This window comes from Parabacteroides sp. ASF519 (genome assembly GCF_000364265.2).
Taxonomy (GTDB): Bacteria; Bacteroidota; Bacteroidia; order Bacteroidales; family Tannerellaceae; genus Parabacteroides; species Parabacteroides goldsteinii.
This window is the reverse complement of record NZ_AQFV02000006.1, coordinates 4,874,758-4,887,386: the sequence shown is the minus strand read 5'-3', so window position 1 is coordinate 4,887,386 and position 12,629 is coordinate 4,874,758. Positions and strand designations below refer to the sequence as shown.

The 12,629-nt window shown below is 46.3% G+C and carries 12 protein-coding genes and 3 tRNA genes; 5 read left to right on the top strand and 10 right to left on the bottom strand.

The features are described 5' to 3' along the window. Positions 1-107: 107 nt before the first annotated feature. Both C825_RS19640 and C825_RS19635 read right to left on the bottom strand, forming a co-directional pair. The gene (locus C825_RS19640) at positions 108-1,040 is read right to left on the bottom strand and encodes a ketopantoate reductase family protein (protein ID WP_007652996.1); all 933 of its coding nucleotides are present in this window, start codon (positions 1,038-1,040) and stop codon (positions 108-110) included. 78 nt (positions 1,041-1,118) lie between these two features. Continuing rightward, positions 1,119-1,979: a pyridoxamine kinase gene (locus C825_RS19635; RefSeq protein ID WP_007652997.1), complete on the bottom strand. Its 861-nt coding sequence runs from the start codon at positions 1,977-1,979 to the stop codon at positions 1,119-1,121. A 396-nt stretch (positions 1,980-2,375) separates the two neighbouring features. Here C825_RS19635 and C825_RS19630 point away from each other — a divergent pair, with 396 nt between their 5' ends. Then, the gene (locus C825_RS19630) at positions 2,376-2,579 is read left to right on the top strand and encodes a hypothetical protein (RefSeq protein ID WP_228110494.1); all 204 of its coding nucleotides are present in this window, start codon (positions 2,376-2,378) and stop codon (positions 2,577-2,579) included. Between the two features lie 176 nt (positions 2,580-2,755). Here C825_RS19630 and C825_RS19625 read toward each other — a convergent pair whose 3' ends face one another. From C825_RS19625 to C825_RS19600, 6 genes are all read right to left on the bottom strand, one after another. Continuing rightward, a complete protein-coding gene (locus C825_RS19625; protein WP_010799837.1) occupies positions 2,756-2,989 on the bottom strand; it encodes a YecH family metal-binding protein in 234 nt (77 codons plus the stop codon). 175 nt (positions 2,990-3,164) lie between these two features. After that, positions 3,165-3,237 (bottom strand) — tRNA-Lys (locus C825_RS19620). 19 nt (positions 3,238-3,256) lie between these two features. Next, positions 3,257-3,329: transfer RNA gene (locus C825_RS19615), tRNA-Lys, on the bottom strand. Between the two features lie 115 nt (positions 3,330-3,444). Further along, positions 3,445-4,248, bottom strand: coding sequence for an MBL fold metallo-hydrolase (locus C825_RS19610; protein WP_007653000.1), 804 nt, complete (start codon positions 4,246-4,248; stop codon positions 3,445-3,447). 46 nt (positions 4,249-4,294) lie between these two features. Further along, on the bottom strand, positions 4,295-5,353 hold the full coding sequence (locus tag C825_RS19605; protein WP_369978355.1) for an asparaginase: 1,059 nt from the start codon (positions 5,351-5,353) through the stop codon (positions 4,295-4,297). A gap of 30 nt (positions 5,354-5,383) precedes the next feature. After that, positions 5,384-5,995: a trimeric intracellular cation channel family protein gene (locus C825_RS19600; RefSeq protein ID WP_010799835.1), complete on the bottom strand. Its 612-nt coding sequence runs from the start codon at positions 5,993-5,995 to the stop codon at positions 5,384-5,386. A 160-nt stretch (positions 5,996-6,155) separates the two neighbouring features. Here C825_RS19600 and C825_RS19595 point away from each other — a divergent pair, with 160 nt between their 5' ends. Next, positions 6,156-7,631, top strand: a complete 1,476-nt coding sequence (locus tag C825_RS19595) for a DUF3943 domain-containing protein (protein WP_010799834.1) — start codon at positions 6,156-6,158, stop codon at positions 7,629-7,631. Between the two features lie 75 nt (positions 7,632-7,706). Here C825_RS19595 and C825_RS19590 read toward each other — a convergent pair whose 3' ends face one another. Next, positions 7,707-9,350 (bottom strand): ABC-F family ATP-binding cassette domain-containing protein, encoded by a 1,644-nt coding sequence (locus C825_RS19590; RefSeq protein WP_010799833.1) that lies wholly within the window; start codon positions 9,348-9,350, stop codon positions 7,707-7,709. Positions 9,351-9,480: 130 nt separating this feature from the next. Here C825_RS19590 and C825_RS19585 point away from each other — a divergent pair, with 130 nt between their 5' ends. After that, on the top strand, positions 9,481-10,029 hold the full coding sequence (locus C825_RS19585) for a 30S ribosomal protein S16 (RefSeq protein WP_007653006.1): 549 nt from the start codon (positions 9,481-9,483) through the stop codon (positions 10,027-10,029). Positions 10,030-10,098: 69 nt separating this feature from the next. Here C825_RS19585 and trxA read toward each other — a convergent pair whose 3' ends face one another. Continuing rightward, positions 10,099-10,572 (bottom strand): thioredoxin, encoded by a 474-nt coding sequence (trxA, locus tag C825_RS19580; RefSeq protein ID WP_010799832.1) that lies wholly within the window; start codon positions 10,570-10,572, stop codon positions 10,099-10,101. A gap of 191 nt (positions 10,573-10,763) precedes the next feature. Here trxA and C825_RS19575 point away from each other — a divergent pair. Next, positions 10,764-10,848 (top strand) — tRNA-Ser (locus C825_RS19575). Between the two features lie 274 nt (positions 10,849-11,122). Beyond that, the gene (locus C825_RS19570) at positions 11,123-12,352 is read left to right on the top strand and encodes a site-specific integrase (protein ID WP_010799831.1); all 1,230 of its coding nucleotides are present in this window, start codon (positions 11,123-11,125) and stop codon (positions 12,350-12,352) included. The last annotated feature ends 277 nt before the right edge of the window (positions 12,353-12,629 follow it).

Genomic DNA, 12,629 nt, shown 5'->3' with positions numbered 1-12,629 from the left:
GCAGAATATTTTATTAATAATCAATATAATATCTGTGTTTCTCTGAGTTTTCTGCGTCGTATGCGTTCCCTGTTATTTTGTTAGGCTATGCTGATTTCCTCATGACCTTATTGGGGATAGGGGAATTGTGTCAGCCCGTTGTACATGAACCGGTAGGTGGGGACATCCAGCCCCAGGGCTTCCGCCTCGCGGATTACGTAGCCGGTCAGTGTCTCGATTTCCGTCTGGCCTCCGCGCTTGAAGTCACTGTGCATTGAAGTGGTCGCACCGTTCGGCATCATCTTTTGGGCCTGGATAGACGAGAAAACAATATCTTCCGGCAGTTTGATTCCTTTGGCTTCGGCAACGTCTTTTAACTCGTATCCCAGCGTGATGAACAGGTCGATATGATTTTCTATCACACTGTTAATCGGTTCGTTGAAGTAAGAAGTGATGGTTGCTGCCGTGGAGATCATAAAGAATTTCTTCCATATCTCGAGGTCGATGTCCTCCGGGTTGGTCGATAACACGCGGGCGGAGCTCAATATATTCCTTAACTCCAGTTGTTGTTCCTTATCCTTGCCGTTGAGTCCGAAAAACAAACGGTCCTTGAGGGTGAATTTCTCGATATATCCGGGCGAAACGAGCCGCGCACCTATGTAAACACAGCCTTTCCATATTCTGCTTCCGGGCAGTATTTTTTCTATCCGTTCGGCGATGTCGGCCCCGTTGAGCAGGGGTAGGATGACAGTCTCCGGACTGATGACCGGCTTCAGGTGACGGATATTTTCTTCCAGATCGTAGCTTTTCGTGCAGCAGAGCAGGTAATCCACCGGACCTATCTCTGCCGGATTGTCGGTTGCGAGGGTTGGTATGGCTATTGTTTTCTTGAAAGATTTTTTTATTTCCAAGCCAAATTCTTTGATAGCCTTCAGGTTCTCGCCGCGGGAGATGAAGAAGATGTCCACATCCTCCGAATCCTGGTAGTGGGCAGCGAGCAACCCCCCGTAGTAACCCCCTACAGCCCCTATTCCGGAAATAGCAATTTTTATTTTACTCATATCAATTGTATAGGAGTTTTGAAGTTTATATTCTTATATATATGATGCCGCAAAGATGAAAAATAAAATCGAAACCCTTTATACGAGTTTGAGTTCTTTTAGAAAGTCGGGAAAACTTTGTTCAAAATTAACACCGAAGCGATAGTCGGTCTTTGCCTTGTAAGTCCGCCGGATGCTGTCGGTCGTAAAATGAACGGCAATGGCCGCCGCGTCGATCAGGCTGAAGTCGTTGAGCAAGGCCGACAGCAGGGCGCTGGCAAACACATCGCCTGTCCCGTGGTAATAACCGGGTATTTTCTGGGTGAAGACGTAGTCTATCGTGTCGGTCGTCCGGTCGTAGGTGGCGGCCCCCAGTTCGTCTTCCTTGAAATAAACGCCGGTCAGTACCACTTTCTGCGGACCCAGTGCGCCGAGCTTCCTCAGCAGGCTTTCGATATATGCGTGGGTGTAAGGCCCCGGATGGTACGGTTCGTCGAGCAGCAAGGCCGCTTCGGTGAGGTTGGGCACGATGATGTCGGCTTTTTGGCAAAGCATCCTCATGCCGGCTGCGAACTCGCGAGTGAAGACGGTGTACAGTTCGCCGTTGTCGCCCATAACCGGGTCAACCAGTATCAGGTTGTCTTCCTGCCTGAATGCGTCGAAAAACTCCTTAACGATGTCGAGCTGTTCGAACGAACCGAGGAAGCCGGTGTAGATGGCATCGAACTTTATGTCGAGCGACTTCCAGTGTTTCATGACCGGGCGCATATCTTCCGTCAGGTCGCGGTAGGTGTATCCGCTGATACCTCCGGTATGAGTGGACAGGATGGCTGTGGGGAGAGCTGATGTTTCAATGCCTGCGGCAGATAAAATAGGTAATGCGACGGTGAGTGAGCATTTTCCGAATCCGGACAGGTCGTGTATGGCTGCGACCCTTTTCTGATGTGTTTTATTTTTCATTCTGTTCATTTTTATATCAATACAACAATGGGTGTGCGGGAAATGTTGGAAGCCTGTATAGGGCCTTTTCCGCCAGCCGTTGCAAAATAAGCTGATTTTATCATAAAATGGGCCGGATTGTTATGAAATGAGTAAATTTCTTCTTTTTCGGTCTGTTTCCTCCTTTTCGGAGGGTTTGCTTCCGTATTGGGTCTACATTTATAAATATCGTAAATAAAATAGCCGGAGATTGTCGCAAAACATTGCGTCGGGCGGGATACCTTTACATCAAAGTTTTTAAGAGATGTTGTTTTGTGAGTTTGATTAGATGTATATAAATATTTTAGGTTAATGACTTTGGCTGAAACTAGTATCCTCCCCTTGGCGTGGGGAAGGACTGAAAAAAAACAGAGATCGATGTATGCCGTTCGCGCAGGCGAGCGTGGAACTTCACTTGTATGGGGTTGCGACGATTCATCGAATGGAGATAAAAAAGACCGTGAGGTGAGTTACAAATCTGATTATATAGGTGCTTTTATAACGGACTGGGAAGTCCCTATTGAGCCGAAGAGTCCTGGTGAGGGCCCGCGAGCTGATTTTATTGTTGATTGGATTAACTAGTATATCAATAAATTCAATGTAATTGGTGAAATCATACTTTTTACTCTATAACGTTAATCCTCATATCTAATAACGTTGTATCCCAAGCCCTTCAGTGGGCAAACAACCGCTCTGTTCGTGAGAATAGGGCGGCTTTTGTATTTTAAAAGGCTCGGGTAAAAATAATTTGTATCGATTTAATGACTGCAAACCTTGCTGACATCTACCGTAAAACCATCATTCATAGGCATGAATTTCCCTTTTTCTTTCAAGAATTCGATTAATTCATCCACATTCATGTTATCGGCCGAGCAGGCATAAAAACGTTGTTCCGAACCGAATTTATTAATGATAGCTGCTCTCAGGCTGCTCTCTGAGTAACTGTTTCCTTCCATCATGAAAAGAACTTCATGTGCATGTAACTGTTCCATAAACTGATTATTAAATGATTTGAGACAAAAGTACACCATCTGTCCTTTTTAAATTGTAACATATGTGACAGAAAAGAATAAATTAAAATGATTAACAATTTATTAGAATCGGGATATCAGGAGGATAGATAATACAAAACAGCCTGTCATAGAACTTTCTATAACAGGCTGTTTGTGACCCGGGAGGGGCTCGAACCCTCGACCCAATGATTAAGAGTCATTTGCTCTACCAACTGAGCTACCGAGTCAATCGGTTTTTTCTTTGAGTGACCTGGGAGGGGCTCGAACCCTCGACCCAATGATTAAGAGTCATTTGCTCTACCAACTGAGCTACCAAGTCAATCTGTTGCAATCCTTGTTTCCTGCTTATGGACTTTGTTTCTCGATTGCGGGTGCAAAGATAGAGGTTTAATTTTTCTTTGCAAACTTTTCGGTCGCTTTTTTCTAACTATTTTTTACTCGAATTCAAAGATATCAGACGGAGTCGTGCGCTTAAGTGCTATCAGAGAGACATCTTTGCCGACACGGACCCCTTCTTGAAACAATCGGATGTCGACTGTCTTATAGGCAAGTTCCGGGTGGTTGTTGTCGCGGCTGAGGTGGCACAACCAAATGTCCTTCAGCTTCGGGTCATAGTTGGCTGCCAGGAATTCGGCAGCTTCACGGTTACTCAGGTGGCCTGTCGGACTCGCTACACGTTCTTTCAGGAAAGCAGGGTAGGTGCCGAACTTCAGCATTTCCTCGTCGTAGTTGGCCTCGATGATCAGATGGTTAGCCATTCGCATATAACGACTCACTGTATCCGTAATATGGCCCACGTCGGTCGCAAAAGTAAACTTATGCTCCCCGTATTCGATATAGTAGCCTACATTATCCGTGCTGTCGTGGGGAACTTCGAATGCGATGATATTGAAGTTGCGGATGGTAAAGGGTACTTCTTTTTCGATGACCCGGCGCGAACCGATCAACGTCTCTTCCACATAACGGCTTTTTTCTATTCCCCGATGGACGGCAGCGGTAGTGTATACCGGGATATTCATTTTCTCTCCCAGGCAACCCACCGTCTTGATATGGTCGGCATGGTCGTGCGTTATCAGGACTGCCACGATTTTGGAAAAGTCGATCGCTTTATCTTTCAACACCTTCTTTATGGTACGTATTCCGATACCAGCATCAATCAGTATCCCGAATTCGGGAGTACCCAGATAATAGCAGTTGCCACTGCTTCCACTTGCTAAGCTAAGAAATGATAGTTTCATATTTTTCTATTCCGCCTCGCGGCCTATTCTGTTTTACATAGTATAATCAGGAACGGAACGTATCAGGGATCGTCACCTCCCCGATAAGCGAACAGTTCATGTGGTCCTTCACCTCCTCGGGCGATAACCCGTGGCCGAAAAGGAACATCAATTTGGCGACAGCGCTTTCCGTCGTGCTGTCGAACCCGCTTATGACGCCGGCTTCCAATAATTTATGCCCCGTCTCGTACCGGTGCATCTCAACGCTTCCGGCGCTACACTGGGTTACATTGACGATTACGATACCCCGGTCTACTGCATCTTTGAGCATGGTCAGAAACCAGTCGTAACTCGGGGCATTCCCGCTACCGAAAGTTTCCATCACGACCCCTTTCAGGTCGGGAATGTTGAGGATGCTTTCCACCACCTGCGGCGAGATACCCGGAAACAACTTCAGGATAGCGATGTTCCGGTCCAGCAGATAATGCGGTTTCAGCGGCTTACGCGAAACCGGGTGATAAATTTGTCCCGTATCGTATTTAATGTATATCCCGGCATGTGCCAGGGCCGGATAATTGTATGAACGAAACGCATTGAAGTTGTCGGCATTGATCTTGCTCGTACGGTTGCCTCGCAGCAAATCGTTTTCAAAGAAGATGCAGACTTCGGGTACAATAGGTATTCCGTTTTCTTTGGCAGCAGCAATCTCGATCGCCGTGATCAGGTTTTCCTTCCCGTCTGTGCGCAACATGCCGATGGGCAATTGCGAACCGGTGAAAATGACCGGCTTGCTGAGGTTTTCGAGCATGAAACTCAGGGCAGAGGCGGTGAACGACATGGTATCGGTGCCATGCAGCACCACGAAACCATCGTATTTCGCATAATTATCTGCGATGATTTTCACAATCTTCATCCATGAGTCAGGCCCCATTTCGGACGAGTCCATTACCGGATCGAACTGATAAGTCGATACTGAGTAACCGAGCTTTTTCAGTTCCGGCATATTGTCTCTAAGATGTTGGAAATTAAAAGATTCCAATACTCCGGTTTCAGGATTTTCAATCATTCCGATTGTTCCGCCTGTATAGATAAGCAGGATAGAAGCCTTATCGCGCTGATCGTTCATGTTTACTGTCATAATGCAAAGGTAATAAATTTATTCTTCTCCCTTCAAAACGGGAACGCTTATGTGATATTTTACGGCTATGATACGTGCCAGGAATATCCCCAGCGCTGCAGCGAACTGGGTGATGGAGGGTGTTAACCCGGTGAGCATACATAAATAATATACACCGCCACCGAACACGCATGCCAGGGCATAGATGTCTTTTCGGAAGATTAGCGGCTCCTCATTGATTAATATATCGCGCATCATTCCCCCGAATGATCCGGTGATCGTTCCCATTACGATAGCTACCCACATAGGGAAGCCGAATTCGAGTGTTTTAGCGATTCCGACCACGCCGAACAGACCCAGTCCGATGGCGTCGAATATAAAGAACGTGTTATTCAGCCGGATCACATATTTACGGAAGATGATAACAAACAATAAAGCTAGTGCGGAAACAGTTAAATAAGATGTTTGTTCCATCCAGAAAGGGGTTGCATTCAGCAGGATATCGCGTATTGTCCCTCCGCCCACGGCAGTAACCAGTCCGACCACATAGGCGCCAAACCAGTCAAATTGTTTTGCAGAGGCTAATCTGATCCCACTAATTGCGAATGCAAACGTCCCTGTATAGTCGCAAAAGGTGATAAAATCTATCATTTTGTTTTTTTCTGCAAAAGTAAGTATTTCCTTTGAATTGTGTTTGTTTCTAGCGACACAACCTAAGAATAATTTAAACCAAACGAATCCTTTACTGTTAATTATATATAAGTTTGCATGAGTAATAGGTATAAGGCTCAGGCCAAAAGATTGTTAGATGATGAAGAGATTTATATGGATAGGATTGCTGGCTTTGCTTTCAGCACAGTGGATGCAGGGGCAACACTTCCCTAAAATGGATACAAGAAATTACGTGAGCGACTCGACTGTTTTCATGCCTAAAAAGCCCTGGCTGGCAGCCGGCGAGGTGTTCGGCTTGAATGTCGGGATATGGGCTTTCGACCGTTTTCTGATGAACGAGGACTTTGCTCATATTAATGGTCATACGATTAAGAACAATTTCAAAACCGGCCCTGTCTGGGATACCGACAAGTTTTCGACCAATCTGGTGGCGCATCCCTACCACGGCTCGCTTTACTTCAATGCCGCACGCAGCAACGGGATGAATTTCTGGCAGTCTATCCCTTTCGCCGCCGGTGGGAGTTTGATGTGGGAATTCTTCATGGAGAATGAACCACCCTCTATCAACGACCTGATGGCTACCACGTTCGGAGGGGTGGAGTTAGGTGAAATCACTTACCGTCTGTCCGACCTTTTTATCGACGACCGGTCGAGTGGGGCGGAGCGTGTAGGGCGTGAGATACTTTCTGGACTGATATCGCCCGTGCGTGGCATAAACCGTCTGATAACTGGTGAGGCATGGCGTCACAGGCCGCATAAAGGTAGGGCATACTCGTTTGTGCCCGTGAACTTTATCGTGAGTGCTGGCCCTCGTTTCCTGGCGGAGCAGGAGCATTCGAAACATGGGACGACCAGTATGCATCTTTCGCTGCGTCTGGATTATGGCGACCCTTTTGAGGATGAGTTTTATTCGCCCTACGAATGGTTTCAGCTGCGTGCCGGATTCGATTTCTTTTCCAGTCAGCCGGTCATCACGCAGGTGAATGCTATCGGTGCCTTGTGGGGTAAACGGGTTTGGGAGAAAGGGCCGCGCACGCTGACGGCCGGTGTCTTCCAGCACTTCGACTATTACGATTCGCAGTTGCGCTCCAGTGATGGTGGCAAGGTGTCGCCCTACCGCATTTCGGAGGCGGCGGCTGTGGGAGGCGGTTTGATCTATTACAAACGTTCGGAGCCGAGCGACAAGGTCGATGCCTACGGCGAATTTTATGTGAACGGTGTTGCCCTGGGAGGTGGCTCGTCAGACTATTTTCGTCTCGATGAACGCGATTACAACATGGGAAGCGGTTATAGTGTAAAAGCCTTTACAGGTTTGACTTACAACAAGCACTGGACATTTTTGCTAAATATGGAAAACTATCATATTTTTACCTGGAAAGGCTACAATCCGGACATAGACCTGAGCACGGTCGACCCGAATACTTTCAGCGTACAAGGTGACAAAGGTCATTCCCGCTTGACAGTGATGGGCATCAAACTGGTTTATCTTTCCAGCAAAAAATGGAATATATCGCTCTCGAACCGCTACTTTTCCCGTCGCACGCATTACAGCTACCACGATGACGTGAACCGAGCTACCTACGATTTGATGCTTTCTTTGGGAGTGAAGATTTAATGCTTTGCTATTGATTATTACTTCATTACAGTTTCCTGAAAGTGGGACTACGAGGAAACTGTAATTGACTGATTGTTATCTTGTTTTGTTTCTTTCGAGTTCGTTGAGATTCTCCATCTTCTTCCGTTGGAGGAATTCGTAAATGCCTTCAAGATGTTCAGTGACCCGCTGGTTGCCGAATTCGTAGACTTTCGTCACCAGTCCGTCCAGGAAATCACGGTCGTGAGACACCACAATCAGCGTACCGTCGAAGTCGAGCAACGCCTGTTTCAGGATATCTTTCGTTTTCATGTCCAAATGGTTGGTCGGCTCGTCGAGAATCAGCAGGTTGACTGGTTCGAGCAGCAGCTTGATCATCGCCAGGCGCGTGCGCTCTCCACCCGACAAAACCTTCACTTTCTTGGCTGAATTTTCTCCGCCGAACATGAACGCGCCGAGCAAATCCTTAATTTTATTACGGATATCACCTTGGGCGACATCGTCTATCGTTTGAAAGACGGTCAGGTTCTCATCCAACAGCGAAGCCTGATTCTGAGCGAAATAACCGATCATCACGTTATGTCCGATGGTCAGCGTGCCGTCGTGTTCGATCTCTTTCATGATACATTTCACCAGCGTGGACTTTCCTTCGCCATTCTTTCCTACGAAAGCGATTTTGTCGCCCCGTTCAATCATCAGGTTGGCATTGCGGAACACCGTATGGTCGCCGTATGTTTTTGCCACGTTTTCGATAATCACCGGATATGTACCGGAGCGGGGAGAGGGCGGGAACTTCAGGTGGAGTGCCGATGTGTCTTCCTCATCCACTTCAAGTATCTCAAGTTTTTCAAGCATCTTGACACGGCTTTGTACCTGTAGCGTTTTGGAGTATGTCCCTTTGAAATGTTCGATAAACTCCCGGGTTTCGGCAATCATCTTCTGTTGTTCGTCGAACGCCTTTTGTTGTTGTACGCGGCGTTCCTGGCGGAGTTGCAGATAACTGCTGTAATTCACCTTGTAGTCGTAGATGCGGCCCATGGTGACTTCGATTGTGCGGGTGGTGATATGGTCGACAAATGCCCGGTCGTGGCTGATGACAACTACCGCCTGCCCGTTATCGATCAGGAAATCTTCCAGCCACTGGATTGATTCGATGTCCAGATGGTTCGTAGGCTCGTCGAGCAGTAACACGTCCGGTTTCTTCAAGAGTAACTTCGCCAACTCGATACGCATGCGCCAGCCACCGCTGAACTCGCTGGTCTGCCGGTTGAAATCTTCGCGCTTGAAACCCAGTCCGAGCAATGTCTTCTCGATATCGGCGTCATAATTGATCTCCTCGATGGAATAAAATTTCTCGCTGAGCGTGGAGACGCGCTCGATCAGCTCCATATAACTGTCCGAATCGTAGTCAGTACGTGTCTCCAACTCTTTGTTGATCGTTTCGATCTCGGCCTCCATCTCATGCAAGTGGGCGAAAGCCTGTGCCGTTTCTTCAAATACGGTACGCCCGTCTTCCGTCATCAGATGTTGCGGCAGATAGGCTATGACCGTATCTTTGGGTGCCGAAACCTTTCCGCGTGTCGGTTCGCGTACCCCGGCAAGTATTTTGAGCAAAGTTGATTTGCCCGCACCGTTTTTCCCCATCAGGGCAATTCGGTCTTTCTCGTTTATAACGAAAGATATATCAGAAAAGAGGGCACTTCCGCCAAACTCCACTGTCAGTCCATCAATAGAAATCATACGTACATTATATATATGTGTAAAAAGAAGGCGCAAAGGTAGGAAAAATGTTTGGAATATTTGTTTTATGTTTTGAAACAACTTATCTTTGCACCCGCTAATACAAACAGCTTAAATTAATTATTCAAACATGGCAACAAAAATTAGATTGCAAAGACACGGTCGCAAAAGCTACGCTTTTTATCAGATCGTAGTTGCAGACAGCAGGGCTCCACGTGATGGAAAGTTTATTGAAAGGATAGGTTCTTATAATCCGAACACTAATCCTGCTACAGTAGATTTGAACTTCGAAAGAGCTTTGTATTGGTTACAGGTAGGTGCACAGCCTACAGATACAACTCGCAACATTCTGTCACGCGAAGGTGTATGCATGAAAAAGCATTTACTGGAAGGTGTTAAGAAAGGTGCATTCGACGAAGCTACAGCGGAATCTAAATTCCAGGCTTGGTTGAAAAACAAACAAGCTTCTGTTGAAGCAGTAAAATCGAAAGACAGCGAAGCGGCTAAGGCTGCAGAAAAAGCTCGTCTGGAAGCTGAAAAAGAAGCTAACAAGGCAAAAGCAGAAGAAGTAGCTAAAAAGAAAGCTGAATTAGCAGCCGCCGCTGCAGCAAAGGCAGCTGAAGAAGCAGCAGCAAACGCTCCTGCTGAAGAAGCTCCAGCAGCAGAAAGCGCTGAGTAATTCGCTTAATGCCAAATAAAAAGAGGGCATTTCCTATGTGGAGTGTCCTCTTTTTTATTGTGTGTCCCCTTATTTCTTTCCCAGCAGGAAACCGTTGATTTGTTCAACGAACTGTTCCTTTGAAAGTGCTCCCTGTGCCAGTTGCGGTTTTCCTTTAGCAGGAATAAACAGTAGGGTAGGGATGCTCTGTATGCCGAAAGCGGCAGCCAGTTCCTTTTCGTTATCGACATTGATCTTATAAATGATGATGTCGTTTTTGTATTCTCCGGCCAATTCCTTTAATATAGGAGAAATCTTCTTGCAAGGTCCGCACCAGTCAGCATAGAAGTCGACGATGCAAGGCTTGGTGCCTTCATAGACCCATTCTGTTTGGTTTTTCTCGTAATTATATACTTTGGTCAGAAAGTCAGCTTTGTTAAGTACTACAACTTCGCCCTGGGCAGCTACGTTTCCTGTTTCGTTTTTATCCGATTTGGCAGACATGGAGCAACTAACCAGCAGCAACACCACCGAAATCAGGAATAAATCTTTCAACTTTCTCATATAAAACTTATTACTTCATTGATAATTATAGAATACAAAAATAGTAATAAAACGGATACGACTCCCCATCCTGAGTGGTTAAAAGAAAAATAATAGCTTAAAAAGAAAAAAATGCTTCGTAAAATTAGGAGATATAAAAAATATCACTACCTTTGCACCGCAATCGAGAGAAAACGATAGCAAAACATACTGGAGAGATGGCAGAGTGGTCGATTGCGGCGGTCTTGAAAACCGTTGAACTGAAAGGTTCCTGGGGTTCGAATCCCTATCTCTCCGCTGAACTTACTGGACAGAAATGGTCAGTAAACGGACAAAAAGCTACAAATCAATGATTTGTGGCTTTTTTTGTTGCCCGAAAGTCCGGCTTCCAAGACTTCAAAAGTACGGTAAAAGACAAAGTTTCGTTACTAAATCGTTACCTATTCCCTGCCGGACAAAAACGGTAACGATTTGTCCTCAAATGACCTGATAATGACTTGATTAGTCCATAGTCTGCATAACTCGAAAACGAGAGGTAAAAATTAATTTTGCAACTAAAAAAAAGTGAGTTATGAAATCGACATTCAAGGTTCTTTTTTATTTGAAGAAAGGTTCTGAAAAGAAAAACGGCGAGGTTATGATTATGGCACGCATCACCATAGACGGCAAACTTTGCCAGTTCAGTACGAAACAGAGCATCCAGCCCGACAACTGGAACACGGCTGCGGGCAAAGCCAAAGGCAGGGATGCCGGGAGGATAAACGCCCTTTTGGACGACATACGTTCTTCCCTGAATACCATTTACCACGAAATGCAGCGGCGTGACAACTACGTGACCGCCGAGAAAGTGAAGAACGAGTTTTTAGGTCATAGCGAGAGCCACGAAACAATCCTTTCGTTGTTCCAAAAGCATAATGACGATGTGAAGCAGCTTGTGGGCATATCCAAGACGATAGCGACCTACCGCAAGTATGAAGTCACCCGCCGCCACCTTGCCGAATTTATCCAAAGCAAGTACAACGTATCGGACATATCCATTAAGGAGATTACCCCTATGTTCATTACCGATTTTGAGTTGTATTTGCGTACCGCCTGCAAGTGCGGCTACAACACCACCGCCAAGTTCATGCAGTTCTTCAAGCGCATCATCATCATTGCCCGTAACAACGGCATACTGGTGGGCGACCCGTTCGCCAGCTACAAAATCCGGCTGGAGAAAGTGGACAGGGGGTATCTGACAGAGGACGAGATTAAAATTATCCTTAAAAAGAAAATGGTTTCCGAGCGGCTGGAACACGTCAGGGACTTGTTCATCTTTGCCTGCTTCACCGGGCTTGCCTATATAGATGTAGCCGGGCTTACGCAAGATAATATATGCAAATCCTTTGACGGCAACCTTTGGATAATGACAAAGCGGCAAAAGACGAATACGGACGTTAATGTTCCCCTGCTGGATATTCCCAAGATGATTTTGAAGAAGTACAAGGGCAAGTTACCGAACGGCAAGATACTTCCCGTAATCAGCAATCAGAAACTAAATGCGTACCTGAAAGAGATTGCCGATGTGTGCGGTATTAAAAAGAACCTGACATTTCACCTCGCCCGGCACACGTTTGCAACGACCACCACGTTGTCAAAGGGCGTACCTATTGAAACGGTGTCCAAGATGTTGGGACACACCAATATCGAAACGACCCAAATCTACGCCCGCATCACCAACAGCAAGATAGGCAGCGATATGCAGGGGCTTGACAAGAAGTTTGTCGGCATCGAGAAGATTTACAAGGAAGTCGCCATGTAAATTTTTAGTTACCTATATACCGTTGGTAACAAAACAGGTAACGATTTCGGTAACGAATTTCTACCTAACAAGCTATATCCTAATAAAATACATTCTTTCACCTTGCGGGCAGTCCACCGACTACCCGCATTTTTTATTCCCTTTTCCAACTGGCACATTCCCCGAAACGCCAGCCGTGCGTGGCATGGCTGACTGTATTTCGTGAAAAGAGCCGTTGGAAACCCGCACAAGCGTACCGCAAGATGAACTTGCCATACCCTTGCCTTTCCCGCCCGCA